Raw genomic sequence first — 25,354 nt, 5'->3', positions numbered from 1 at the left:
CGCTAGCGAGTCGATGCCGCATCGACAAGATGGTGGATAGGAAAGTTTCCTATTGCGTGCTCAGCCAGCGATAGACCAGCTCCGGGCGGCCGACCTGTCCGTACTGCGGCGCCCGCGCCGCGCGCCCCGCGTCCACCAGGTGCTCCAGATACCGGCGCGCGGTGATCCGCGAGATGCCCACCGCCTCCGCCGTCGCGGTGGCGGAGATCCCGCCCTCGGCGGCGCGCAGCGTGTCGGTCACGGCCTGGAGGGTGGCCGGGGTCAGCCCCTTGGGCAGCTCGGCCGGCTGCGGTGCGCGCAGCGCGGCCAGCGCGCGGTCCACCTCGTCCTGGCCGCTGGCCTCGCCCACGCTCGCGCGGAACTCGGCGTAGCGCAGCAGCCGGTCCCGTAGCGTTGCGAATGTGAACGGCTTGAGCACGTACTGGACGACCCCGAGCGAGACGCCCTCCCGGACCACCGCGAGGTCTCGGGCCGAGGTCACCGCTATGACGTCCGTGGTGTGACCTGCCGCACGCAGCCCCCGGACGAGCTGGAGACCGTGTCCATCGGGCAAATACAGATCCAGCAGCAGAAGGTCGGCGGGTGTGCGCTCCAACTGGCGCTGTGCGTCGCCGCGCGTCCGCGCCGAGCCGACCACAGTGAAGCCGGGGACGCGCTCGACATACATCCGGTGCGCGTCTGCGGCGACCGGGTCGTCCTCGACGACGAGGACCCGGATCGGCGCGGGCCGGTCCGGGTTCGCCTGCGACGGGCTCATCGGGCGGTTTCCTCTCGGGGCGCGGTTTCGTCCCGGGGTGCGGGCTCATCGCGGGGTGCGGGTTCGAGGTGGGGTACGGGATCGGGCTGGGGGCCGGGATCGGGATCGGGCTGGGGTCCGGGCGCGGGTTCGAGTCCGGGTCCGGGTCCGGGATCGGGTCCGGGTTCGAGTCTGGGCACGGGCACGGGCACGGGCACGAGTTCGGGTTCGGCCCGGGATTCTGCCAGGGGCAGGTGGACCGTGAACTCGGCGCCGCCGTCCACCGCCCGGGACACCTCGACCGTCCCGCCGTTGCGCCGCGCCGCCTGCCGCACCAGCGCCAGCCCCAGCCCGCGGCCCGGGGACTTGGTGCTCCAGCCGCGCCCGAAGGCCGCCTCGGCCGTCGCCGGGTCAAGACCGGGGCCCGTGTCGCTCACGCGCAGCGTCAGCTCGTCGGCGATGGCGCGCGCTGTGACCGTGACCCGGGCGCTGCGGGCAGCGCCGCGGCCGGCGCCCTCGGCGGCGGCGTCCGTCGCGTTGTCGATGAGATTGCCGAGGATCGTCACCAGGTCGCGGGCGGGAAGGGCGGGCGGGAGCAGCCCGTCGTCGATGCGGCTGTCCGGGGCGAGGACGAGCTCCACACCGCGCTCATTGGCCTGCGCCGCCTTGCCCAGCAGCAGCGCGGCCAGCACCGGCTCGGCGACCGCCCCCACGACCTGGTCGGTCAGCGCCTGCGCCAGCTCCAGCTCGGCGGTCGCGAAGTCGACCGCCTCCTCGGCCCGCCCCAGCTCGATCAGCGAGACGACGGTGTGCAGCCGGTTGGCAGCCTCGTGGGCCTGGGAGCGGAGCGCCTCGGTGATGCCGCGTACCGAGTCCAACTCGCCGGACAACGCCTGGAGTTCGGTGTGGTCGCGCAGCGTCACGACCGTGCCGCGCTGCTCTCCGCTGCTGACCGGGGAGGTGTTGACGACCACGACCCGCTCGGCGGTCAGGTGCAGCTCGTCCACCCGCGGTTCGGCGGACAGCAGGGCGCCGGTCAGCGGCGGGGGCAGCCCGAGGCCGGAGACGTAGCGGCCGACCGGGTTCCCGGACAGCCCGAGCAGCTCCCGCCCGGCGTCGTTGATCAGCGCGATCCGCCGCCGGCCGTCCAGCATCAGCAGCCCTTCGCGGACGGCGTGCAGCGCGGCCTGGTGGTAGTCGTGCATCCGGCTCAGCTCGGCGGCGTTCATGCCGTGGGTGTGGCGGCGCAGCCGGGCGTTGATGACATAGGTGCCGATGCCGCCGAGCGACAGCGCGGCGAACGCGACGACGAGCAGCGCCAGCATCTGGCGGCGCACCTGCGCGCTGATGGTGTCGACGGTGATCCCCGCGCTGACCAGCGCGGTGATCTTGCCGCCGGCCTGTGCGTCGCGCACCGGGGCCACCACGCGCACGGAGGCGCCCAGGGTGCCGGTGTACGTCTCGTCGAAGATCTGGCCGTGCAGCGCGGGCCCGGTGTTGCCGAGGAACGTCTCTCCTATGCGAGCCGGGTCGGGATGCGTCCAGCGGATCCCTCGCGTATTCATGATGGTGACGAAGGCGACACCGGTGTCGCGGCGCACCTGCTCGGCGTACGGCTGGAGCCGGGCGGTGGGGTCGGGGGACCGTACGGCCTCGGCGACGGTCGGGGAGTCGGCGACGGCGGTCGCGGCGGCGGTGGCCTGGCGGCGCGCGGACTCCTCCGCCTGGCTCCGGCCGGTGACGTACGAGAAGATCGCGCACCCGGCGACCACGGCGGCGACCAGGACGACCTGCATCGCGAACAGCTGGCCTGCCAGACTCCGGGGACGGGGGACGCGCATGCCACACAGTGTGCACATGACCGTTTCGTGAACGAAATGAACGGAAGGGTGACCGCCATCACAGGCGGGGTGCATAGTCCTCGGGACCGTCCAGGGCGAAGTGCGAGCCGCACGACGCATCAGCCGGGACAGCTGGACGGCAGAGCAGAAGGAGGCAGCACCGTGGCTGCGCAGACCTCGCCTTCCGCGTCCGGACAGACGGATGCCGGGCGGACGAAGAAGGACAAGATTCACTACCTCTACCTCGCGGTGATCGGCGCGGTCGCGCTCGGCATCCTGGTGGGCTTCGTCGCCCCCGATACCGCGGTGGAGCTGAAGCCGATCGGCACCGGCTTTGTGAATCTGATCAAGATGATGATCTCGCCGATCATCTTCTGCACGATCGTGCTCGGCGTCGGCTCGGTGCGGAAGGCCGCGAAGGTCGGCAAGGTCGGCGGCCTGGCACTCGGCTACTTCCTGGCGATGTCGACCGTCGCGCTCGCCATCGGCCTGGTCGTCGGCAACATCATCGAGCCGGGCAGCACCCTGCACCTGACCAGCGAGGCGGCGAAGGCCGGACAGGGCCAGGCGGCGGGCGCCCACGAGTCCACGACCGACTTCCTGCTCGGCATCATCCCGACCACGATGGTCTCCGCCTTCACCGCGCCCGAGGTGCTCCAGACCCTGCTGATCGCGCTGCTGGTCGGCTTCGCGCTCCAGGCCATGGGCAAGAGCGGCGAGCCGGTGCTGCGCGGGATCGGCCACATACAGCGGCTGGTGTTCCGTGTGCTGTCCATGATCATGTGGGCGGCGCCGGTGGGTGCCTTCGGCGCGATAGCCGGGGTGGTCGGCGAGACGGGCGTGGACGCGCTGAAGTCGCTGGCCATCATCATGATCGGCTTCTACATCACCTGTGCGCTGTTCGTGTTCCTCGTGCTCGGCACGGTCCTGCGGCTGGTCGCGGGCATCAGCATTTTCGCGCTGCTGAAGTACCTGGCCCGCGAGTTCCTGCTGATCGTGTCGACCTCGTCGTCCGAGTCCGCGCTGCCGCGCCTGATCGCCAAGATGGAGCACGCGGGCGTCAGCCAGCCCGTCGTGGGCATCACCGTGCCGACCGGCTACTCCTTCAACCTGGACGGCACCGCGATCTACCTGACCATGTCCTCGCTGTTCATCGCCGAGGCCATGGGCAACCCGCTCTCGATCGGCGAGCAGATCTCCCTGCTGGCGTTCATGATCATCGCGTCGAAGGGTGCGGCGGGCGTGACCGGCGCCGGCATGGCCACCCTGGCCGGCGGTCTCCAGTCGCACCGGCCGGACCTGGTGGACGGCGTCGGCCTGATCGTCGGCATCGACCGCTTCATGAGCGAGGCGCGCGCCCTCACCAACTTCGCGGGCAACGCGGTCGCGACCGTCCTGGTCGGCACCTGGACCAAGGAGATCGACAAGGAGCGCATGCAGGAGGTGCTCGCCGGGCGGCTGCCGTTCGACGAGACCACACTCGTCGACGACCACTCGCCGCACAGCACGGACGACGCGGACGACGATGCTCACGTGGACACCACCAAGAAGCACGCGGCCATCTGACCCGCGGGCCACTCCGGCCCCCTCGCACGGCCTCGCGGCCCTGCCCCTCGCATCGGGGCAGGGCCGCTCGCGTTCACGCCCCGCCCGAGAACCCGGCGGGAAAGTGCACGACCCCCGTCGCCGCCTCCGCGTGGATCCCCGGGACGAAGGGGAGGAACGGGGCGGCCAAGAGGACGGCCCCCATGACCGCCGTGGCGATCCGCCCCCAAAGAGGCATCAGCCCACCTCCCTTTCCTGTGTGTGGCTTCCTGTGTGCGGCCGTCCCCGTACGCCCTCACCCCCGCGAAAGGCGTACGGAGCCTTGGTGCGGCCCGGCACCGTCCGGTGCACACGGTCCACTTCAGCGGTCCGGCGGTTGTTCGGCAGCCCCGTCTCCCCACGAAACAAAGGCACTCGAAACAAAGGCAGTCGAAACAAGGGCGGTTGAAACAAGGGCGGTTGAAACAAAGGGGTTCGAAACAAAGAGGTTCGAAACAAAGGGAGTACCGTCTGGGCCGGACCAGGCCGTCGAGGTGGGGGGATGGGACATGGGCCGCCGGGAGAGTCCGCTGGATCCGAGCGCGGGTCCGGTCCAGCGATTCGCGTACGAGCTGCGCAAGCTGAGGAGCGAGGCGGGCGGACCGACCTACCGGGCGATGGCGCATCGGGTTCCGTACTCGATCACCACGCTGTCCCGGGCCGCCGCGGGAGAGCAACTCCCCTCGCTGCCGGTCACGCTCGCGTACGTGGAGGCGTGCGGCGGGGACGCGGCCGACCGGGCCGCCTGGGAGGCGCGCTGGCGCGAGGCGGCGGAGGAGGCGACCGGCCTCCCGCGCGAGGACGACGACGCCACCCCGCCCTACCGCGGACTGGCCCGCTTCGAGCCGGGCGACCACGAGCGGTTCTTCGGCCGGGACCAACTCGTCGCGGATCTGCTGGAGCTGGTGGGAGAGAGCAGGTTCGCCGCCGTCTTCGGCCCCTCGGGCAGCGGAAAGTCCTCGCTGCTGCGAGCGGGTCTGATCCCGGCCCTGCGCGACGGCGCGGCGGAGCCGCTGCCGCGCCCGTCCGTGATCCGCGTCCTCACCCCCGGCGACCGCCCGCTGCGCACCCACGCCGACGCGCTCGGGCCGAAGGGCGGAGACGGGGATACCTGGCTGGTGGTCGACCAGTTCGAGGAGGTCTTCACCCTCTGCCAGGACCCGGCGGAGCGCGCCGGATTCATCGAACGGCTGCTGTCCGCCCGGGACGAGGGCAGTCGGCTGCGCGTGGTCATCGGCGTACGGGCCGACTTCTTCGGCCGCTGCGCCGAACACCGGGAGCTGACGGCCGCGCTGCGCGGCGCCACCCTGCTGGTCGGGCCGATGGGGCGGGCGGAGCTGCGGGAGGCGATCGTCAAGCCGGCGGCGGCGGACGGGCTGATCGTCGAGCGGGCGCTGACCGCCAGGGTCGTCGAGGAGGTCGTCGACGAACCCGGCGGCCTGCCCCTGATGTCCCACGCCCTGCTGGAGACCTGGCGCCGCCGCCGGAGCCGGGCGCTGACCGTGGAGTCGTACGAGGCGGCGGGCGGCGTCCACGGGGCGATCGCGCTGACCGCGGAGCGGGTGTACGGGGAGCTCAGCGAGGAGCAGGCGGAGGCCGCCCGGCGGATCATGCTGCGGCTGATCACGCCGGGGGAGGGGGCGCAGGACACCCGGCGCCCGGTCGACCGGGAGGAGCTGGGGCTGGGCCCCGGAACGCCCCCCGACGCACCCTCCGGCACACCCCCCGGCACACCTCCCGGCTCCGACTCCGGCCCGGGCTCCGGCTCCGACTCCGGCTCGGGCGACACCGCGCTCGTGCTGGAACGCCTCGTACGGGCACGGCTCGTCACGCTCGACGAGGGCACGGTCGACCTCGCCCACGAGGCGCTCATCACGGCCTGGCCACGGCTGCGCGGCTGGATCGACGAGGACCGCCAGCGGCTGCGCATCCACCGCAGGCTGACCGAGGCCGCCCGGACCTGGGAGGAGCTGGGACGGGAACCCGGCGCGCTCTACCGGGGCGCGCGGCTGGCGGAGGCGTGGGAGGCGTTCGGCGAGCCCGGCGGATCGGCCGAACTCACTGCCGTCGAGCGCGACTTCCTGTCCGCCGGCCGGGCCGCGGGCACGCGGGAGCGCCGACGGGTGCGCACGTTCGTGGGTTCGGTGGCGGTGCTGGTGGTGCTGGCGCTCGTGGCGGGGGTGGTGGCGTGGCAGCAGAACCGGACGGGGGAGCAGCGGCGCGCGGAGGCCGTGTCCCGGCGGATCTCGTCCGTCGCGCAGAACATGCGGCGCGCGGATCCGGTGACGGCGTTGCGGCTGAGCGCGGCGGCGTGGAACGTCAGCCACACGGTGGAGGCGAGATCGGCGCTGCTGGGGGCGATGGCGCAGCGCGAGCGGGACACTTTCACCACCACGGGCGGCGATGCGACGGACTTCGGGTTGTTGAGCGCCGACGGCCGTACGCTCGTGACGTCAGGGGCGGACGGCCAGGTGTTCGGCTGGGACCTGGCCACACACCGCCGGACCAGCTCCTTCAAGACGAGTGACGAGTTGGAGACCACGTCGGCCGTCTCCCCGGACGGGCGGCAGGTCGTGACGGACGCGGAGACCGGTCTCCAACTGCGGGACCGTGTCTCCGGCAAGCCCATCGGCCCTCGCATCCAATCCGTGGCGCGGGACGTCTACTTCGGGGCGAGCGGGCGCACCCTGCTCATAGAGGACGAGCAGTGGCTCCGGCTGTGGGACATCCGGCACCGGCGTGTTCTGCTCCGGCGCCCCAGCGAGAGCGCGCAGCAGCCGACGCTCAGCGCGGACGACCGGAGGTTGGCGGAGTGCTCGGACCAGAATGAGCTCGAGGTGTGGGACGTTCGTGCGCACCGCCGGATCCGTACGCTTCCGTCCACCGTCTCGCGCCTGGTCTGTGCTCCGGCCGAAGAAACCGACGGCTCGGAGCTCTTGCTCACTCCGGACGGCACGAGGCTGCTGATCAGCACCGCGAAGGGGGTACGCGGCTGGGAGCTGGCCTCCGGCCGGGAACTGCCGGGCATCACCCATGCCGGGCTTCAGCACCTCACCTTCAGCGGCGACGGGCGGTTGCTCGCGGCCACGGACGATGAGGAGATCCTGGTGTGGCGGGTCGACAGCCCGGCCAGGCCGGTTTACCGGTACCCGCTGGCCGGTCGGCGGATCGCCGGTCTCCGGCTGGACGCCGACCGTGGTGTGATCCGGTACCAGGAGGGGGACGGCATGGCGGGCAACGCGGTGCGCACCCTCCACCTGGGCGGCGCCATGTCCTCGGGATGGGGGCCGAAGCGGGATGGCGAGGTCCTGTTCGCCCCCGGCGCGATCCGTATCGCGGAGGTACGGAAGTCGGGTGAGCGCGAACGGATCGAGCTGCGGCGCACCGGCGGCGGGACATCGGCAGCGGCAGCCCTGCCCTCGGCCGACTGCCGGACCACCGGTCATCCGGGGGGCAAGGGCCAGTACTGCGTACCGCTCATGGCGTTCAGCGCGGACGGCCAGACCTTCGCCTATGGGTTCGGCCGGCGGGACGCCGCCGCCGACCGGCACGGAGTGGAGCGAGTCACGCTGTGGGACGTGCGCGAGGGCCGCAGGACGGCTGACCTCGTTCTCACCCCGAAGGGCAAGGACGAGCCGGCCGTCAACTCCATCGCGCTGACTCCGGACGGCCGGACCCTGATCGCCTACCGGCGCTTTTCGGAGACCCTGGAGCTCTGGGGAATCCGCAGCCGCACCAAGGTGACGCGACGGGCGAACGGGCTGGCAGACGTCATCAGCGGTGGTTTCGGCAATGGCGGTTTCGGCGACTTCACGGTGGCCTTCCCCGACTCCTCCGCCCTGGCGGTGCGGCCCGACGGGCGGCTGGTCACCACGGCGTCCGGGGAACGCTTCACCCTTCCCTCAGGCCGCCCGCTCCAGTCAAACCGTTCCCAGGATCCGGTCTACGCGCTGGTCTACAGCCCTGACGGTGAACAGCTGGCCCTCGGCACGGACTCGGGGCAGGTGACGCTGTGGGATGGCGACGCGACGCGGCGTCTGGGCGCCGTCGCGGGGACGCTCACCGGCGAGGGGCGCGAGACCGCCGAGTCCGTTGTGGCTCTGGCCTACTCGCCCGACGGCAAGGTCCTGGCCGTGGCGGGCGAAAATGGCACGGTGCGGCTGTGGGACGCTGCTTCCAGCCGTCCGCTGGGGTCCGCTCTGCTCACCGCGGGCGACGGGGTCCGGGCCCTGTCCTTCAGTGAGGACGGCAGGACCCTGCTGGTCGCGGGCGAACACGTGCCGCTCCAGAAGTTCGCCGTCGACCCCGACCGCGTCACCGCCGCCGTCTGTGAGCGCGCCGGGGGCGGGCTCTCCCGCGCCGACTGGAAGACGTACATCCCGGAAGTCCCGTACCGCGAGGTGTGCTGAGCGAGCGGTACCGGCTGAGCGAGCGGTACCGGCGGGCTGACGGACGAGAGTCCCGCGCCTCCCCCCGTGGAAGACGCGGGCGAACGTGGGCGCTTACGTCACCTGGCCGACATCAGCCGGACATCAGCGGGAGTTAAGCGCTTGCTGCGAAGGAGGGCTCGAGGGAGGCGCCTCAGCGTTCGCCGTCGATGATCGGCCGCAGCTGTTCCGGGAGCGCGGTCCATTCGGGGCCGTCGTCCTGGGGCTTGACCCAGGCGACGTTCCCGCCGGTGTCGATGTAGGCGACGCGGCCGGTGGCCTCGCGCTCGATGTCGTACACGAGGTCGCCTATCCGAGGAATGATGCGAGTCTGTCCCGTAGCCGTCATGAGCTGCCCTTTCGCCGTTGCGCCGCCTGATGGCGCGCTTCTAGCCGCCTCGGCCTTGTAGCCGGCCGCCCCGAGGAAGCCGACCGCGAGGAGTCCGGCGGCCAAGGCCCGGTGGTATCGGCCACTCGTCCGGCGCGGTCTGGCCTGTTCGGCCGGTCTGGCGGTCGATACGCGAGTCAAGCCCCCCATGCCGCCCCCGTGTGTATGGGTCGAGAGGGCTCCCCGTTACCGCGGGCTCCCCATCCAGCGGGGTCTGCGCCGGACGTGAGCGTGGGTGCGCCGCGGCGCCCTCATTGCCCGTAGAGTGCAACGGGCCGCTGATCTCCCGCTGATGCGGCGTTGACCTGTGGCTGTGGGTAGGCTGCGAGATGGCCGCAGGGAATCTCAGGTACCGACGGGGGAAGCGCGTGCACCACGGGACCGAGTTTCGTCTGCTGGGCCCGGTCGGGATATGGCAGGGCGAGCTGGGTCTCGGCCCCACCGCCGCCCAACAGCGGTCCGTCCTCGCGATGTTGCTGCTGGAGCCGGGGCGCGTGGTCCCGGTGGACCGGCTGGTCATGGCCGTATGGGGCGAGGACCCGCCGGGGTCGGCGCGCAACGCCGTACAGGTCCAGATATCCAAGCTCCGCAGGATCCTGGCCCCGCTGCCCGACACCGAGCTGACCACCTCCGCCCAGGGCTACTGTCTCGCCGTCGACCACCTGCGGGTGGATCTGCACCGGTTCCGGGAACTGGTGCGCGAGGCCCGGACGGTCGGCGACGGCCCGGCCGGTGAACTGCTGCGCGCGGCGCTCCAGATGTGGCGCGGCCCCGCGCTCGCGGACGTCACGGGCGGTTGGCTGACCGAGACCGTCGGGGCGGGCCTCGAGGAGGAGCGGCGCGCCGCGATGGAGGAGTGCGCCGCGATCGATCTGCGCTCGGGGCGTCACCAGGAGGCGGTCGCCGTGCTGTCCCCTCTGGTGGCGGAGCACCCGTTGCGGGAGCGGTCGGTGGGGCTGCTGATGGAGGCGCTGAACCGGAGCGGCCGCCGGGCCGACGCGCTCGCGCTCTTCCGCGGTACGCGGCAGCGGTACGTCGACGAGCTGGGCATCGAGCCGGGGGACGACCTCCAGCGGCTGCACCGGCGGGTGCTGGACGCTCCGGCTGCGCCACCCGCCCAAGTCACCTCGCCCGAACAGCCGGTCCAGCCCGCCTCGCCGGTGCCGCCGGCCCCACCCGTCCCGCCCACCATTCTCGAACAGGCCGACGCGGACCGGTTGGCCTCCGCCCCGGAGGACGCCTCGTCCGCGCCGCCCCACCCCTCCCCCCAGCCGTCCTCCCCGCCCGCCGAGGTCGCGGTGCCGCAGCAACTCCCGGCCGATGTCGTCCACTTCACGGGGCGGGAGCGGGAGCTGGCCGGTCTGGACGCGCTGCTGCGGCCGGCCCTCGGGGCCTGGGGCGGGCAGGCGCGCACCGCGGCGCTGATCTCTGTGATCGCGGGCAGCGGCGGTCTCGGCAAGACCACGCTCGCCGTGCACTGGGCCCACCGGGTCCGCGACCGCTTCCCCGACGGCCAGCTGTATGTGAACCTCCGCGGCTTCGGCCCCACCGGCTCGGCGATGACGCCCTCCGAGGCGGTGCGCGGCTTCCTGGACGCCTTCCAGGTGCCCGCGCACCGGATACCGGCGACCGTCGAGGCCCAGACCGCCCTGTACCGCAGTCTGTTAACCGGCAGACGGGTGCTGATCCTGCTCGACAACGCCCGCGACGCCGATCAGGTCCGTCCCCTGTTGCCCGGATCGCCGGGCTGTCTGGTGCTGCTGACCAGCCGTAACGAGCTCACCGGGCTGGTCGTCGCCGAGCAGGCCCAGCCGCTGCCGCTGGATCTGCTCGACCGCGTCGAGGCGCGCGGGCTGCTCGCCCGCCGGCTGGGCGCCGAGCGGGTGGCGGCCGAGCCGGAGGCGGTGGAGGACGTCATCACGGTGTGCGCGGGGCTGCCCCTCGCGCTGGCCATCGTCGCCGCCCGCGCCGCCACCCACCCCCGCTTCTCCCTCGCGGCCCTCGCCCGCGAACTGCACGACGCCCGCGGCAGCCTGGACGCGTTCGACGGCGGTGACGCCACCACCGACGTCCGGGCGGTGTTCTCGTGGTCGTACCACACCCTCGGCACCGACGCCGCACGGCTGTTCCGGCTGCTGGGCGTGCATCCAGGACCGGACATCTCGGCCGTCGCCGCGGCCAGCCTCGTGGCGCTGCCCGTGCCCCAGGCCCGTCGGCTGCTGATCCAGCTGACCCGGGCCCACCTGCTCACCGAGCGCAGCCCGGGCCAGTACGCGCTGCACGACCTGCTGCGCGCCTACGCCACCGAGCTGGCCGAGGCGTATGACTCCGAGGCCGACCGGCGCGCCGCGCTGCACCGGACGCTCGACCACTACCTCCACACCGCCGTCGCCGCCGGGCGTGTGTTCACCCCGCAGCGCACGCCGCTCACCCTCCCCGCCGCGCAGCCCGGCGTCAGCACCGAGCCGTTCGCGGACTACGGCGAGGCGCTGACCTGGTTCACCGTCGGGCATCCGGTGCTGGTCGCCGCGCAGCAGCAGGCCGCGGAGAGCGGATTCGAGCCCCACGCCTGGCAACTGGCCTGGTCGCTCGCCGAGTTCCTGGACCAGCTCGGACACTGGCACGACCAGGGCGTCGTGCACACCGTGGCGCTCGACGCGGCGCAGCGTACGGACAACCTGACCGGGCAGGCGCACGCCCACCACGGCCTCGGCCTCGCCGATCTGCGCATGGCCCGCTACGACCGGGCCCGCGACCACCTGATGTGCGCCCTGGACCTGCACGGCAGGACCGGCAACGCGGCCGGTCAGGCCCTCATCCATGTCGCGCTCAACCTGGCGGGCGAGCGGCAGGGCCGCCACGAGGAGGGGCTGTACCACGCGCAGCGCACCCTCGAGCTGTACCGGGAGGTCGGCCAGCGCAGCGGGGAGGCGTACGCGCTGAACAACGTCGGCTGGGCGTACGCCATGGTCGGCCAGTACCAGCAGACCCTGATCCACTGCGAGAAGGCGCTGCGGATGCTGCGGGAGGCACACGACGGGCGCGGCGCCTCGGCCGCCTGGGACAGCCTCGGCTACGCCCACCACCGCCTCGGGGACCACGAGCAGGCCATCGTCTGCTTCCGGAACGCCGTGGAGCTGCGCCGCGAGCGCGGCGAGCGGGTCAGGGCGGCCGAGACCACGTACCGCCTGGGCAGCGCCCAGCTGGCCGCGGGGGACGTCCCCGGCGCCCGGGACACCTGGCAGGAGGCGCTGACCATGTTCGACGCGCTCGGCCACCCCGACGCCGACCGGGTCCGCGAGGAACTCGGCCGGCTCGGGTAGCGCGCCTGCGTTACGGAGTTCAGCCGGAGGAGGTCAGCCGAACGGGATCCGGACGTACGACTGGTTGCCCGTCCCGAGGGTGCTGGTGCCGTTGCCGATGGCGTTCCAGACCTCGACCCGTACCTTGCCGTTGGCCAGGTTCCCGAGCGAGCCGCTGGCGGACTTCAGCCCGCGGGCCTGGGTGTAGTGCTCGTAGCCCGCGACGGGGTCGGTGGCGAAGTACTGGTAGGTCTCGGTGCGGTCCCAGCTGCCGTCGCCGGTGAGGTCGTAGGAGATACGGACCTGCTGGCCGTTGGCCACGGTGGTGCCCGCGTCCACGAACAGGTCGAACTGCGTGGCGCCGCCGTTGTAGGTGGCGTTCAGCCCGGAGGCGGTGAAGGTCTGGGGCTGGGTGGGCGTGCCGTCGTGGTTGGCGCCGCCCGCCGAGGCGATGGTCGCGGCGGACGCGGAGGAGGACGCGGCGCCGAGGGCCCCGCCGCTGCCCAGGTAGCGGGTGGCGGAGCCGGTCGGCGGGTCGGTGGGCGGGTCGGTGGTGCCGCCGCCGCGGGTCCAGACCGCGACGTAGTCGACGAGCATGGGGTGGCCGGGGTCGGTGGCGGCGGTGGGGGTGGCCGAGCCGTGGACGCCGTCGGGGAAGGCACCGCCGACCGCGACGTTCAGCAGGATGAAGTAGCCGGCGTGGTCGGTCATGTTCGACCAGGTGGCGGCGTCGACGCTGTTCTGGCTGACGCTGTGGAACTGCTGGTCGTCCACGTACCAGCGCAGCTGGTTGGGTGTGGTGGAGCGGTCCCACTCGAAGCGGTACGTGTGGAAGGCGGACTGGCAGCTCGCGCCGGGGCAGGGGCGGCTGGCGCCGACGCCGGTGGTCTCGTTGCAGGGCCCGCCCGGGTTGACGCCGCAGTGGAGCACTCCCCAGACGGAGTTGATGCCGTTGACGTTCTCCATGATGTCGAACTCGCCGATGCCGGGCCAGTTCCAGTAGTTGCCCCGGTACGGACTGCCGAGCGCCCAGAAGGCGGGCCAGTAGCCGAGCGCGGCGTTGCCGGTGACGTTCGGCATCTGGATACGGCCCTCGATGCGCAGCACGCCGCCCGCCGGGGCCTTGAAGTCGGCGCGCTTGGTCTCGACGCGGGCCGAGGTCCAGTTGCCCGCGCCGTCGCGGAGCGGGGTGATGCGGAGGTTGCCGCTGCCGTCGAGGCTGAGGTTGCTGGTGGAGTCGGTGTAGTTCTGGATCTCGCCGGTGCCCCAGTTGCCCGGGCCGCCGGGGTAGGCGTGGCCGGTGTCTATCTGCCAGTTGGCGGAGGACGGCAGCGTGTTCGCGGAGCCGTTGAAGTCATCGCTCCATTGCAGGTTCCAGCCGGCGGCGGGCGGCACGTCGCCCCGCGCGGGCGAGGTGCCGAACAGCGTGGCGAGGGCGGCCAGCGCGAGTGCGGCGACGGCCAGCGCGGCGGTGAGGGGTGCCCTGGGTCTGGTGCTCGTGCGTGTGCTCACGGGGAACGACCTCCAGAAGCTCCGTGGGGGTGCTGGTGGGTGCTGGGGGTGCTGGGGGTGCTGGGGGGTGTCGCGGGGATGAGAGCGCTCTCACGCTTATGTAGGTGCACACGGTGAGGCAGTCAATGGCACGCGCGCGTTTACTTGATGAAGGCGCACCTTGATGGAGACACGCCTTGATGGAGACACGCCTTGGTGAAGCCGCGCCCGCGTATCTCAACCCTCCGTGTGCCCCCGCCCGCTCACACGCCTGCGAGTTGGGCCGCGAGCTGGTCGCGCAGCGACTCGTCCACACCGCGCCGTGGCTGCCAACCCAGCAGCCGCCGCGCCCTGGAGATGTCCATCCGCTGCCACTCGGCGTCCGGCCGGCGCGCGTCATCGCGCGGTTCCTCGAGCACCGGGACGGCGAGCCCGCTGAGCGCGATCATGCGATCGACGAGCGGGCGGACGCCGACCGCCTGGCCACGGCCGATGTTGACGGCCTGACCGCTGACCGACGGCGCCGACGTGGCCGCCAGCACCGCCTCGGCGACGTCCCGCACGTCCACGAAGTCCCGCCGTACGTCCATCGGGGCCAGCCGCAGCGGAGCGACAGGCCCGCCGCCCGGCGCGCCGCCCGGCGCGTCACCCGGCCCACCGGCCGTCTTCCGCCCGCGCGCGATGGCGGCCAGATGGTGGGCGACGCCGCCCAGCACACTGGCGCGCGGGGCGCCGGGCCCGTAGACGTTGGCGATCCGCAGCACCGTGCCGTCCACCGCCCCGGCGTGTGCCGCGTCCAGCACCGCGCGGCTGCCGAGCAGCTTGGAGCGGCCGTAGACGGTGGCGGGTTCCTGGGGAACGTCCTCGGTGATCCCGGTGCCGGGCGGGACCGGGCCGTACTCGTGGACGCTGCCCAGGTGGACCAGGCGGACCCTCCGGTTCAGGCCCGCGACTGCTTCGACCAGCCGGGCGACCGCGGTCGCGTTCACCGCCGTCAGCTCGGCTTCGTCCGCGCCCCAGATCAGGCCCGTGGCGTTCACGACGACGTCCGCGTCCGCCTCCGCGAACAGTCCACGCAGCCGGTCCGTGGACGCCCGGGTCAGTTCGAGCCGTACGGGGGCGCTCCTGGAGACGCCGAGCACATGGGCGCCGTCCGTCTCGAACGCCTCGCGGATATGCCGGCCGAGGAAGCCGGTGCCGCCCAGCACCACGACCGTAAGACGCGGGGTCACGACCGGCTCAGCGCGCCGCGAGGGCGGCGCCCTCGGCGAGTTCGCACAGGGACGTCACCAGCTCGGCGGGGTCGGGCTGCGACTCCATCTCCTGCCGCAGCCGCTTCGCGACCGCCCGGTGCGTGCCGTCGCCCCCCAGCAGTGCGGTGGCGGCGGCGCGGATCGCCGCCGGGTCCGCGGCCGCGTTGGGCATGGCCAGGCCGGCTCCCGAGGCCGCGATCCGGTTGGCGATGGTGCCCTGGTCCCAGCCGTTGGACAGCATCAGCTGAGGGATGCCGGCGGCGAGCGCGGTCATGGCGCAGCCGCCCCCGCCATGGTGGATCACCAGGTCGCAGGCGGGCAGCAGCAACTGGAGCGGGGTCAGCTCCAGGAGCCGCATCCCGGGCGGGAGTTCGCCGATGCGCTCCCGGTCGGAGCCGGTGACGGTGATGAGCACCTCCACGTCCAGGGCCGCCAGCGCCTCCACCACCCTCGGCACCGGGAAGGTGGACGGCCCGAACATCCCGGTCACCGCCGTACTCCACACCACACACACCCGGGGCCGTTCGCCGGGCGTCGGCAGCGTCGGCAGCCACGTCGGCATGACCCCGGGACCGTTGTACGGCACATGGCGCACCGGATGGCGCCGGGCCGCGCCGAGCGGCGGTGCCACGCTCACCGGGCAGGGGTCGATGACGTGCTCGTAGGTGTCGGGCAGCAGCGCGGTCAGGCCATGGCGGCGGAACGCGCGGCTGAAGTCGATGGGGAGGAGCCCTGGTCCCAGATCCCCGTCGTGCTGGGCGAACGGCCCCCACAGATGGAGCAGCGAGGGCACGCCGAGCACCTTTCCGGTGAGCGGCCCCTCCAGGCTCAGCAGGTCGTGCACCACGAGCCGCGGTCGCCACCGGCGGGCGAACTCCACGGCGGCGTCGGTGCTGCGGCGCGAGGCGGCGGCCAGTTGCTTCCGGTTCTCGCCGAGCCAGGTGACCGGTTCGAAGTCGTCCAACGAGGCGATGGGCTCACCGGTCACCGGGTGCGGCGGCAGCTCGGCGAAGGGCCAGCGGCCCAGCTGCGCGTCGGAGAAGTTGCCGATCCGCGCCAGGATGTCGCCGCACTCCTTCTCCAGGACGGGGACCGGCATCAGTCCGGCCCGGGAGAGCGGCTCGGCCTGGGCGGGCGGGCAGACGACTCGTACCTCGTGGCCGGCGGCCTGTAGCGCCCAGCCGAGCGGCACCATCGAGAACCAGTGGCTGGGCCAGTCGGACACGGTGAACAGCACGCGCATCAGCGGGGTTCCTTCCTCTTCGCTCCGCGAGGAGGATTAAGGGGCGCGGTCGAGCGCCCCTCGAAGGAGGGTGGCGGGGCTGCCGCGTACCCCGGTGGGCCGTCGCGGGCCACCGTGTACCCGGGCGGACCGGAGCCGAGCGGGCGTCGAGCCGCCCGCGAGACCGGCTCGACGCCCGGTGCGCACACTCCCGGCCATGCGTGTACTGATGATGACCACGCCCATGCCCACCCACCTGCCCCCGATGGTGCCGCTCGCCTGGGCGCTGCGGGCCGCGGGCCACGAGGTGCTGGTGGCCGGGCAGCCCGACGTCCAGGACATGGCGCACGCGGCCGGGCTCGACAGCGTGTGTGTGGGCGGCTGGTTCCACCACAACGACTGGCTGGAGCCGTATCTGCCGCCCGGGGTCCGGCCGCTTCAGGCCCTGGGCCGGGACAACCGGATGGCCCTGGCGGGCAACGCCAAGGCGGTCGCCGTCCACGCCCGCTATCTGATCCCCGCCTATCTGGAAGTGGCCCGCGACTGGCGGCCGGACCTGGTCGTCGGGGAGCAGCTCGACTTCGCCGCGCCCGTGGTGGCCGGGGTGCTCGGGGTGCCCTCCGTACGGCACCGCTGGGGCGTGGACCCGCTCAGCGGCCCGGCCCGGCCGATAGCGGAGGTGTTCCTCGACGGGCTGTGCCGCAGGCTGGGTCTTGACGGGCTGCCGGAGCCCACGCTCGTCCTCGACCCGTGTCCACCGGTGCTCCAGGTCCCGGACGCCGCGCCCGGCACGCCCATCCGCTTCGTGGCCTTCAACGGCCGGGGCACCAGGCCCGAGTGGGTACGCCGACGGCGCGCGGCGCGGCGGGTGTGCGTCACCTTCGGGCAGCAGACGCTGCTGCTGAACGGGATGCCGCTGCTGCGCCACGTGCTGGCGGCCTTCGACGGGCTGCCGGACACCGAGGCCGTGGTGACCGTCGACCCGAGCCTTCAGCCGCGCCTCGGCGACCTGCCGGACGCGGTACGTGTCGTCGATCCGACGCCGCTGAGCCTGTTCCTGGACACCTGCGACGTGATCGTCCACCACGGGGGCTGCGGCACCGCGATGACCGCCACCGCCGCGGGCCTGCCGCAGCTCGTACTGCCGCAGATCATGGACCAGTTCGCCGCGGGCGACGCGGTGGCCGCCGTCGGCGCGGGGATCGGCGTCGAGCGCGCGGCGGACCAGGACGATCCGCGGCGGGTGCGCGAGGCGCTCGGCGCGCTGCTCGCGGAGGACGGCTACCGCGCGGCCGCCGCCGAACTGGCCGCGGTGGTACGGCGGATGCCCTCGCCCGCGCGCGTCGCCGCGGACCTCGAACAGCTCGTCGCGGGGGCGACGGGATCGACGGGGGCAGCCGGGGCGGCGGGATCGGCGGGGGCGGCGGGGATCGGTGAGTCCGAGAGGACGGAGGAGTCCGGATGCGTGTCCTGATGCTGTCCACGCCCGTCTCGACCCATGTCCAGCCCCTGGTGCCGCTGGCCTGGGCGCTGCGCTCGGCGGGCCACGAGGTGCTGTTCGCCGGGCAGCCGGATGTGACGGGTACGGTCCGCTCGGCCGGGCTGTCCACCGTGACCATGGGCGAGTGGTTCCACGCCGACGAGATTCTGCGGGCCACGCTCCCGGAAGGGAAGCGGCTCATCGAGACGCGCGGCCGCCCCACGCCCGAGGAGGTGGTGGGATCCACGCGGGTGTGGATGTCGCACACCCGGTATGTGCTGCCGGACTACCTCGACTTCGCCCGCGTGTTCCGCCCCGACCTCGTCGTCTCCGACATGCTGGAGTTCGGCGCGCCGATCGTGGCCGGGGTGCTGGGCGTACCGGCGGTGCAGCACCGCTGGGGCGTCGACCCGTACACGGCCGGCGCGTACCCCGCGGCCCGGCTCGCCCTCCAGGGCGTGTGCCGGCGCCTGGGGCTCGAGGGGCTGCCCGACCCGGCGGTGCTGCTCGACCCGTGCCCGCCGGTGCTTCAGCTCCCGGACGCGCTGCCGGGCACCCCGGTGCGCTACATCCCGTCCAACGGCAGCGGCCCGGTGCCGTCCTGGCTGCGCGCGGACCGGCGGAGTCCGGGGAAGCGGCGGGTGGCCGTGTCCCTGGGGGTGCGCACGCTGGAGCTGGGCGGCATCCCACATGTGCGGCGGCTGCTGCGGGCCTTCGACGGGCTGGGGGACGTCGAGGCGCTCGCAACCATCGACGAGGCGTACCGCGAGCGCGTCGGTCCGGTGCCGTCCAATGTGCGGCTGATCGACCCCACCCCGCTCCATCTGTTCCTCGGCACCTGTGACGCGATGGTTCACCACGGCGGCGCGGGCACCGCGCTGACCGCGACCGCCTTCGGCCTGCCCCAGCTCGTGCTGCCCCAGCTGACCGACATGTTCGACGCGGGCGACCGGATCGCCGCCGCGGGCGCGGGCATCACCTTCGACGACGCGGCGGCCCAGGACGACCCGGAGCGGCTGCGCGAGGCCCTGACCGCCCTGCTGGACGAGCCCGGCTACGCCAAGGCCGCCGGTGAGCTGAGCCGCGAGATGCGGCGGCTGCCCGCACCGCCCCAGATCGTCGCCGACCTGGAGCGGCTGGTGGGCTGACCGCGCTCAGCGGGCGGCAGTCCCGTTCTCCGCGGCCGGGGCGGGGCTCTGCGCGATGACGTCGTACACCCGCGTCACGTGGTCCGCGTCCGCCCGGGCCGCGGAGAGCCGGGCCACCGCGCGGGCCGCGTCCTCCGTCCGTACGACGGCCGTGTACCGGCCCGCGCGGCGCGCCGAGGCGATGACCGAGCCGCGGCTGAAGCCGGGCTGGCGTGCCACGTCGCCGAGCTCCGCGCCCAGCGCCCGCTCCAGTTCCCCGGCGGCGGCGCCTTCGCGCAGGGTGTACGTCGTCAGCACGCACCGTGGGCCGCCGCCCCCGCCGTCCTGACCGCCTCCGCCGGCGTCCTGCCCACCCCCACCGCCGTCCTGGCCGCCCCCACCCGCGGCCGCCAGCACCTTCCCGTGGTCGTTGTCGAGGTCGGCGAGGTCCAGCAGCTCCGCGCCCGCGCACACATAGAAGGCCGGGGAGGACACCGCCGCCTTGTAGGCGAGCGCGTCGCGCCATTCGGTGAGGATCACCTGGCTGCCGAGGCTGTCCGGCGACCGCAGGAGCAGCGCGCGCAGAAAGCCGTCCTGGTCGGCGCAGTAGTCCCAGTACTGGGCGAATGCCTTCTCGAAAGCGTCGGCGTTCTGCTCGCACGCGTCGGCGAGTTCGAAGTGGGCGACCACCACGACCGGTGCGGTCTCGTTCATGTCGTTGTTCCTCTCCCGCGTTGAGGGGCGGCACAGCCTCGCGGGGGGCTCTCGACCATGGATCGCAGGGTGGTCGAGGGGCGCGTTCGACCACGGTGCGAGGGCTGTCCGAGGGCTGTCCGAGGGCCGTACAAGGACCGTACGAGGGCCGTACGAGGGTGTGGCGCGAACCTCGCCGCCATGCGTGCGCTCTTCGTGACCTGGGCCGAACCGACCCATCTGCTCAGCCTCGTCCCGCTCGCCTGGGCCTGCCAGGCCGCGGGGCACGAGGTACGGATCGCCGCGCCGCCGCCGTGCGCGGCGGCGGTGACCCGCAGCGGTCTGACCGCGGTACCGGTCGGGCGGGACGTGGCCGTGGACCAGATCAGAAACCGCGCCGACCTGGCGCCCTGGCGCTCCCCGGGCCGCTGGCCCGAGGGCTGGGCGGCCCGCCCGGAGCTGCTGGACGCCGGGCAGCGCGCGGTGCTGGCGGCCCTGGCCGACAAGCAGTTCGCGGTGGCCCGCGCGATGGGCGCCGAGCTCGTCGCCTTCGCGCGCCACTGGCGCCCGGACGTGGTCGTCCACGACACGCTGGCCTACGCGGGCACGGTGGCCGCCGCCGCGGTCGGCGTGCCGGCCTTTGGCCACACCTGGGGGTCCGCGACCGTCATGCGGGTGGAGAACGAGGACCTCGGGGCCCGCCCGCTCCCCGGCTACACCCGGCTGTTCACCGACCTGGACGTGGAGCCCCGCGACGGGCCGACCGCCTGGTTCGACCCCTGCCCGCCCGCGCTGCGGCTGCCCGACCCCGGGCCGCCCCGGCACCGCGTCGGGGTGCGCTACATCCCGTGCAACGGCCGCGGAGTGGTGCCCCGTTGGGTGGTCGAGGAGCGCTCCCGGCCCCGGGTGTGCGTCACCGCGGGGGCGTCCGCGGCCAAGACGGGCCCAGGCGCGCCCCCGGACCTGCTGACCGGCGCCGCGCACGCGCTGGCCGGCCGGGGCCTGGAGGTGGTGCTGGCCGTGGACGCGGACCAGGCCGGGCGGCTGGCCGGGCGGCTGGACGGGCTGCCGGACCGGGTGCGGGTGGCCGCCGGCCTGCCCATGTCGGAGCTGCTGCCCACCTGCGCCGCCGTCGTCCACCACGGCGGCTCGGGCACCGGCCTCACCGCGGCGGCGGCCGGGGTGCCGCAGCTGGTGCTGCCGCGGATCCCGGTCACCGCCGAGATCGGCGAGCGGCTGCGGAACGCCGGCGCCGGGCTGCTCCCGCCCCCGGAGCGACAGGCCGACCCGGCCGTCATCGGCGAGGCCGTGGAGGCGCTGCTGGACGACCCCCGCCATGCGCGGGCCGCCGCCCGGCTGAGCGCCGCCATGCGCCGCGTCCCGTCCCCGGCCGAGCGGGTGGCCGTACTGGAGGCGGCGGCGTCGGCGACACTGGCGGAACCGGGCCGGGCGGCGGCGGCCTGACGGCGGGCCGGCGGCCTGAGGGCGGGGCGGCGGCCTAGGGGAGCGCCGCGCCGACGTCAGGCGGGCCGCAGCCAGACCGTGGCCAGCGGCGGGAGCACCGGCAGGATGCTCGCGGGCCGCCCGTGCGAGGCGGTGGGCTCGGCCTTGAGCGGTTCCGGGTTGGCCACGCCGCTGCCGCCGTAGCGGGCGTCATCGGTGTTCAGCACCTCGCACCACAGGGGGAACCGGTCGGGCACGCCGACGCGGTAGTCGGGGCGTACGACGGGCGAGAAGTTGCTGATGGCCAGCAGCGGCGAACCGTCCGCGGCGAAGCGCAGGAACGCGAAGACATTGTCCTCGCGCGCGTCGCCCTCGACCCAGGCGAACCCCTCCGGGACGGTGTCCCGCTGCCACAGCGCGGGCGTGGCCCGGTACGCCCGGTTCAGCTCGCGCACCAGGTCGCGTACGCCACGGTGGTCGGGCTCGGCGGCGTACGAGGGGTCGAGCAGCCACCAGTCCGGGCCGTGGCTCTCCGACCACTCCGCGCCCTGCGCGAACTCCTGCCCCATGAAGAGGAGTTGCTTGCCCGGGTGCGCCCACATGAAGCCCAGGTAGGCGCGGTGGTCGGCGCGCTGCTGCCACCAGTCGCCGGGCATCTTCGACACCAGCGACCGTTTGCCGTGCACCACCTCGTCGTGCGAGATGGGCAGCACGTAGTTCTCGCTGTACGCGTACACCATCGAGAACGTCATCTCGTGGTGGTGGTACTTGCGGTGCACCGGCTCGTGGCCGATGTAGCCGAGCGAGTCGTGCATCCACCCCATGTTCCACTTCAGCCCGAAGCCGAGGCCGCCGAAGCCGCTGGCGCCGATGTGGTGGGTGGCCCGGGTGACGCCGTCCCAGGCGGTGGACTCCTCGGCGATTGTCAGCACACCGGGGCAGCGGCGGTAGACGGTGGCGTTCATCTCCTGGAGGAAGGCGACCGCGTCCAGGTTCTCCCGGCCGCCGTGGACGTTGGGTGTCCACTGGCCCGGCTCGCGGGAGTAGTCGAGGTAGAGCATGGAGGCCACGGCGTCCACCCGCAGGCCGTCCACATGGAACTCCTCGCACCAGTACACGGCGTTCGCCACCAGGAAGTTGCGCACCTCCGTGCGGCCGTAGTCGAACTCCAGCGTGCCCCAGTCCGGGTGCGCGGCCCGGGCCGGGTCGGCGGGCTCGTACAGCGGCCTGCCGTCGAACTCGGCGAGCGCCCAGTCGTCCCGGGGGAAGTGCGCGGGCACCCAGTCGACCAGCACCCCGATGCCCGCCTGGTGCAGGGCGTCCACCAGGTACTTGAAGTCGTCGGGGGTGCCGAGCCTGGCGGTGGGCGCGTAGAAGCCGGTGACCTGGTAGCCCCACGAGCCGCCGAAGGGATGCTCGGCCACCGGCATCAGCTCGACATGCGTGAAGCCGAGGTCCTTGACGTACGCGGGGAGCTGCTCGGCCAGCCGGCGGTAGCTCAGGCCCGGTCGCCACGAGGGCAGATGCACCTCGTACACCGAGAACGGGGACTCGTGGACGCGCTGCCCCGCCCGGCGCGCCAGCCACTCCTCGTCGCGCCACTCGTGGTGGGAGGTGTGCACGATCGAGGCGGTGGCGGGCGGGCACTCGGTGCGGCGCGCCATGGGGTCGGCCCGCTGGGTGTGGCTCCCGTCCGGGCGGGTGATGTCGAACTTGTACACCGCGCCCTCGCCCACGCCGGGCAGGAACAGCTCCCATACGCCGCTGCCGCCGAGCGAGCGCATCGGGAAGGCGGTGCCGTCCCAGTAGTTGAAGTCCCCGGCCACGCGCACCCCGCGCGCGTCCGGCGCCCACACCGTGAACCGCGTCCCGGCCACGCCCTGGTGCGTCATCGGATGCGCGCCCAGCGCGCGCCACAGCTCCTCGTGACGGCCCTCGCCGATCAGATGCAGATCGAGCTCGCCGAGGGCGGGGAGGAAGCGGTACGGGTCGTGCCGCCCGTCCCTGTCCCCGTACCCCCTGTCCTCCCCGTTCTCGTAGTCGACCAGCAGTCGGTAGTCGGGGATCTCCCGGAGCGGGATCACCCCGGAGAACAGCCCGTCCCCCTCGGGCCGCAGCCGGGCGCTCAGCCCGGTGGCGGTGACGGCCACGGACCGGGCGTACGGGTGCAGCGCGCGGAAGAGGATTCCGCCGCGCACGGGGTGGGCGCCGAGGAGGGCGTGCGGGTCGTGGTGGGAGCCGGAGAGCAGCCGCTCCCGGTCGGTGTCCCCGAGCGGCGCCGCGGCGCGCACACCTCCGCCGGAGTGCGGCGCGGCCTCGCGGCAGGGCGTGGGCTCCGGGCGCGGCGTGGCCTCGGCCCGCGGCGGGTCGGCGGTCGGTCGGTCGGCGGTCGGTGGGCCGGCGGTCGGCGGGTCGGCGGGGTCGGGCCTGGGCGCCCGGGGGGTGGGCGGGGCGGTGTACGAGGAGCGGGACATGGGGCCGTCTCCTGGGCCGTGCGCGGCGGCGCGGTGGGCGGCGTCCGGGCGGAAGGTGGCGGGGACCGGCGGGAGTGGTGCGGACGGGTGGGGCGGGGGCTGGTCGGGCGGGGTCTGGTCGGAGGGCGGACGTGCGGTCACGGGGGTGTCCTCCCAGGGGACTGGGTGTGTGTCAGGTGCGGGCGGCCGCCAGACGGCGGATGGCGGACATGGGGACGGGCAGCCACTCGGGGCGGTGGCGGGCCTCGTAGACCACCTCGTACACCGCCTTGTCGGTCTCATGGGCCCGCAGCAGCTCCGGTTCGTCGCGCGGGTCGGTGCCCGACGCCTCCGCGTAGCCCGCGCAGTACGCGGCCCGGGTGCGGCCGGCCCAGTCCGGGGGGCTGTCGTGGCCGCCCACGGCCGCCGCGTAGTCGAACGAGCGGAGCATGCCCGCGATGTCGCGCACCGGTGGCTGCGGGCGGCGGCGTTCGTCGAGCGGGCGCGAGGGCTCGCCCTCGAAGTCGATCAGGGACCAGCGCACCCCGCCCCCGGCCCCGTCACTGCCCCCACCACAGCCTCCATCCCTGCCGGTGCCGCCCCCGGCGGACTGCCGCAGCACCTGGCCCAGGTGCAGATCGCCGTGGATGCGCTGGGCCGTCCAGGTGCGCCCGGCGCGGCCGAGCGCGGCCAGGTCCTCGTACGCGGTGTGCAGCGCGGCGCGGTAGGGGTGGAGGGCGGGTACGGCCGCGGCGGCCGAGTCCAGGCGCTCGGACATCACGGCCGCCAGATGTTCGATCTGGGGCCTGCGCAGAACAGAGGTGGGCAGCGTGCGGGCCATCGCCAGATGGACCTCGGCGGTGGCCCGGCCGAGGGCGTGTGCGGCCTCGGTGAAGTCGTCCCCGGTGGTCAGCGCGTCGAGGGCGAGCTGCCAGCCGTCGGTGGAGCCGGCGAGATAGGGCTGGAGCACGCCGAGGGTGAAGGGATCGGCGCGCGGGCCCGCGCCCTCGGTGGGCGGGGCGGCCTCGAACCAGGCGGCCGGGGCGGGCACCCGGGTGCAGCCCGTCTGGGCGAGGGCCAGGGGCAGCTCGAGGTCGGGGTTGGTGCCGGGGCTCACCCGGCGGAAGAGCTTGAGGATATACGTATCTCCGTAGATCACCGAGGAGTTGGACTGCTCGGTGGTCAGCAGCCGGGGCGCGAGCCCCGAGGGGATGGCCGCGGACGGCTCGCACAAGAAGCGCAGCGGCCCGAGGGTGCCGGGCATCCGCAGCCGTTCGAGGAGGAGCGTGGCGAGGCGGGGGTCGAGCAGCGCCTCGTAGACGGTCAGGCCGTGCAGCGGCCCGCCGCTCGGGCGGCCGATGAGGGCGGGGGCGAGCCGGGGCGGGAGGGTGGCGCGCACCCCGAGGAGGAGCTGGTAGCAGTCGCTGGCCGCCGCGCCGCGCCGGTGCCCGCAGCCGGAGCCGTGGCGGTGGCCGGGCGGCTCGGGCTGCTGGGCGCGGACCAGGAGATGGAGCAGGCCGGGCGTGGTGCCGCCGGTCGCGCACGGCAGCAGTTCGGTCGCGGAGACGAGCGCGAAGCCGGTGACGGGGCGGCCCTTGCCCGCGAACCAGCGCTGTCGGGGCAGCCATTCCGTGAGCAGGGGGGCGAGGGAGGCGAGCAGCCCGCTGGGGCCCGTGGCCGCGCTGGCGCGAGTGACACGGGTAGGGGACGGCGGGGGGTCGGCCCGCGGTACAGCCGTCGGCGGGTGCTGTGCCCCCCGGGAGAATGAAGCTTCCGGCATGGCGTCGCGTCCTTTCCCCGGGCACACGACAGATCAGGGCAAAGTGTCCCGGATTGCGGCATTGACTGTGCGACGGTGCGGGACGTGTCGGGCGAGGATCGTCCGTACGGCGAGTACGGAGCGGTACGGAGGAG

General features: G+C 73.7%; 16 protein-coding genes. 6 read left to right on the top strand and 10 right to left on the bottom strand.

Annotated elements, in window-relative coordinates:
• Positions 1–49: 49 nt before the first annotated feature.
• A complete protein-coding gene (locus ABTY62_RS13175) occupies positions 50–757 on the bottom strand; it encodes a response regulator (RefSeq protein ID WP_352129512.1) in 708 nt (235 codons plus the stop codon).
• Entirely contained in the window at positions 754–2,577 is a 1,824-nt protein-coding gene (locus ABTY62_RS13170; protein WP_352129511.1) for a sensor histidine kinase, read from the bottom strand. The genes ABTY62_RS13175 and ABTY62_RS13170 overlap by 4 nt, the downstream gene beginning before the upstream one ends.
• 162 nt (positions 2,578–2,739) lie before the next feature.
• Between ABTY62_RS13170 and ABTY62_RS13165 the strand changes: the two genes are divergently transcribed.
• Positions 2,740–4,143, top strand: a complete 1,404-nt coding sequence (locus ABTY62_RS13165) for a cation:dicarboxylate symporter family transporter (RefSeq protein WP_352129510.1) — start codon at positions 2,740–2,742, stop codon at positions 4,141–4,143.
• Between the two features lie 73 nt (positions 4,144–4,216).
• Here the strand turns inward: ABTY62_RS13165 and ABTY62_RS13160 are convergent, their stop codons facing one another.
• The gene (locus tag ABTY62_RS13160; protein ID WP_352129509.1) at positions 4,217–4,360 is read right to left on the bottom strand and encodes a hypothetical protein; all 144 of its coding nucleotides are present in this window, start codon (positions 4,358–4,360) and stop codon (positions 4,217–4,219) included.
• Between the two features lie 310 nt (positions 4,361–4,670).
• On the opposite strand from ABTY62_RS13160, the gene ABTY62_RS13155 reads away from it, so the two are divergent.
• Positions 4,671–8,570: an NACHT and WD repeat domain-containing protein gene (locus ABTY62_RS13155; protein ID WP_352129508.1), complete on the top strand. Its 3,900-nt coding sequence runs from the start codon at positions 4,671–4,673 to the stop codon at positions 8,568–8,570.
• A 172-nt stretch (positions 8,571–8,742) separates the two neighbouring features.
• On the opposite strand, the gene ABTY62_RS13150 is transcribed toward ABTY62_RS13155, so the two are convergent.
• Positions 8,743–9,042, bottom strand: coding sequence for a hypothetical protein (locus ABTY62_RS13150; RefSeq protein WP_352129507.1), 300 nt, complete (start codon positions 9,040–9,042; stop codon positions 8,743–8,745).
• Between the two features lie 302 nt (positions 9,043–9,344).
• Between ABTY62_RS13150 and ABTY62_RS13145 the strand changes: the two genes are divergently transcribed.
• Positions 9,345–12,299, top strand: coding sequence for an AfsR/SARP family transcriptional regulator (locus ABTY62_RS13145; protein WP_352129506.1), 2,955 nt, complete (start codon positions 9,345–9,347; stop codon positions 12,297–12,299).
• 33 nt (positions 12,300–12,332) lie between these two features.
• Here the strand turns inward: ABTY62_RS13145 and ABTY62_RS13140 are convergent, their stop codons facing one another.
• The 3 genes from ABTY62_RS13140 to ABTY62_RS13130 all read right to left on the bottom strand — a co-directional run bounded on the left by ABTY62_RS13140 (position 12,333) and on the right by ABTY62_RS13130 (position 16,265).
• The gene (locus tag ABTY62_RS13140; protein ID WP_502997451.1) at positions 12,333–13,790 is read right to left on the bottom strand and encodes a glycoside hydrolase family 16 protein; all 1,458 of its coding nucleotides are present in this window, start codon (positions 13,788–13,790) and stop codon (positions 12,333–12,335) included.
• 242 nt (positions 13,791–14,032) lie between these two features.
• The gene (locus ABTY62_RS13135; protein ID WP_352129505.1) at positions 14,033–15,001 is read right to left on the bottom strand and encodes an NAD-dependent epimerase/dehydratase family protein; all 969 of its coding nucleotides are present in this window, start codon (positions 14,999–15,001) and stop codon (positions 14,033–14,035) included.
• 7 nt (positions 15,002–15,008) lie between these two features.
• Positions 15,009–16,265 (bottom strand): nucleotide disphospho-sugar-binding domain-containing protein, encoded by a 1,257-nt coding sequence (locus ABTY62_RS13130; RefSeq protein WP_352129504.1) that lies wholly within the window; start codon positions 16,263–16,265, stop codon positions 15,009–15,011.
• A 196-nt stretch (positions 16,266–16,461) separates the two neighbouring features.
• Between ABTY62_RS13130 and ABTY62_RS13125 the strand changes: the two genes are divergently transcribed.
• Together ABTY62_RS13125 and ABTY62_RS13120 are read left to right on the top strand one after the other, a co-directional pair.
• Entirely contained in the window at positions 16,462–17,718 is a 1,257-nt protein-coding gene (locus tag ABTY62_RS13125; RefSeq protein WP_352129503.1) for a nucleotide disphospho-sugar-binding domain-containing protein, read from the top strand.
• The gene (locus ABTY62_RS13120; RefSeq protein WP_352129502.1) at positions 17,706–18,872 is read left to right on the top strand and encodes a nucleotide disphospho-sugar-binding domain-containing protein; all 1,167 of its coding nucleotides are present in this window, start codon (positions 17,706–17,708) and stop codon (positions 18,870–18,872) included. The genes ABTY62_RS13125 and ABTY62_RS13120 overlap by 13 nt, the downstream gene beginning before the upstream one ends.
• A gap of 6 nt (positions 18,873–18,878) precedes the next feature.
• On the opposite strand, the gene ABTY62_RS13115 is transcribed toward ABTY62_RS13120, so the two are convergent.
• The gene (locus tag ABTY62_RS13115; RefSeq protein WP_352129501.1) at positions 18,879–19,565 is read right to left on the bottom strand and encodes an antibiotic biosynthesis monooxygenase family protein; all 687 of its coding nucleotides are present in this window, start codon (positions 19,563–19,565) and stop codon (positions 18,879–18,881) included.
• A 180-nt stretch (positions 19,566–19,745) separates the two neighbouring features.
• Here ABTY62_RS13115 and ABTY62_RS13110 point away from each other — a divergent pair, with 180 nt between their 5' ends.
• Positions 19,746–21,008, top strand: coding sequence for a nucleotide disphospho-sugar-binding domain-containing protein (locus ABTY62_RS13110; RefSeq protein ID WP_352129500.1), 1,263 nt, complete (start codon positions 19,746–19,748; stop codon positions 21,006–21,008).
• Between the two features lie 56 nt (positions 21,009–21,064).
• Here the strand turns inward: ABTY62_RS13110 and glgB are convergent, their stop codons facing one another.
• Together glgB and ABTY62_RS13100 are read right to left on the bottom strand one after the other, a co-directional pair.
• Positions 21,065–23,602 (bottom strand): 1,4-alpha-glucan branching enzyme, encoded by a 2,538-nt coding sequence (gene glgB / locus ABTY62_RS13105; RefSeq protein ID WP_502997450.1) that lies wholly within the window; start codon positions 23,600–23,602, stop codon positions 21,065–21,067.
• Between the two features lie 31 nt (positions 23,603–23,633).
• Positions 23,634–25,220 (bottom strand): maltokinase N-terminal cap-like domain-containing protein, encoded by a 1,587-nt coding sequence (locus tag ABTY62_RS13100; RefSeq protein WP_352129498.1) that lies wholly within the window; start codon positions 25,218–25,220, stop codon positions 23,634–23,636.
• Positions 25,221–25,354 lie beyond the last annotated feature (134 nt).

Origin of the sequence: Streptomyces sp. NPDC097640 (assembly GCF_040302705.1) — a bacterium.
Taxonomy (GTDB): Bacteria; Actinomycetota; Actinomycetes; order Streptomycetales; family Streptomycetaceae; genus Streptomyces.
This window is presented reverse-complemented; position numbering and strand designations above follow the sequence as displayed.

Coding starts and splice junctions, on each gene's coding strand:
- ABTY62_RS13175 (WP_352129512.1), bottom strand. CDS start 757: ATGAGCCCGTCGCAGGCGAACCCGGACCGGCCCGCGCCGATCCGGGTC.
- ABTY62_RS13170 (WP_352129511.1), bottom strand. CDS start 2,577: ATGCGCGTCCCCCGTCCCCGGAGTCTGGCAGGCCAGCTGTTCGCGATG.
- ABTY62_RS13160 (WP_352129509.1), bottom strand. CDS start 4,360: ATGCCTCTTTGGGGGCGGATCGCCACGGCGGTCATGGGGGCCGTCCTC.
- ABTY62_RS13155 (WP_352129508.1), top strand. CDS start 4,671: ATGGGCCGCCGGGAGAGTCCGCTGGATCCGAGCGCGGGTCCGGTCCAG.
- ABTY62_RS13130 (WP_352129504.1), bottom strand. CDS start 16,265: ATGCGCGTGCTGTTCACCGTGTCCGACTGGCCCAGCCACTGGTTCTCG.
- ABTY62_RS13125 (WP_352129503.1), top strand. CDS start 16,462: ATGCGTGTACTGATGATGACCACGCCCATGCCCACCCACCTGCCCCCG.
- ABTY62_RS13120 (WP_352129502.1), top strand. CDS start 17,706: ATGCGTGTCCTGATGCTGTCCACGCCCGTCTCGACCCATGTCCAGCCC.
- ABTY62_RS13115 (WP_352129501.1), bottom strand. CDS start 19,565: ATGAACGAGACCGCACCGGTCGTGGTGGTCGCCCACTTCGAACTCGCC.
- ABTY62_RS13110 (WP_352129500.1), top strand. CDS start 19,746: ATGCGTGCGCTCTTCGTGACCTGGGCCGAACCGACCCATCTGCTCAGC.
- ABTY62_RS13100 (WP_352129498.1), bottom strand. CDS start 25,220: ATGCCGGAAGCTTCATTCTCCCGGGGGGCACAGCACCCGCCGACGGCT.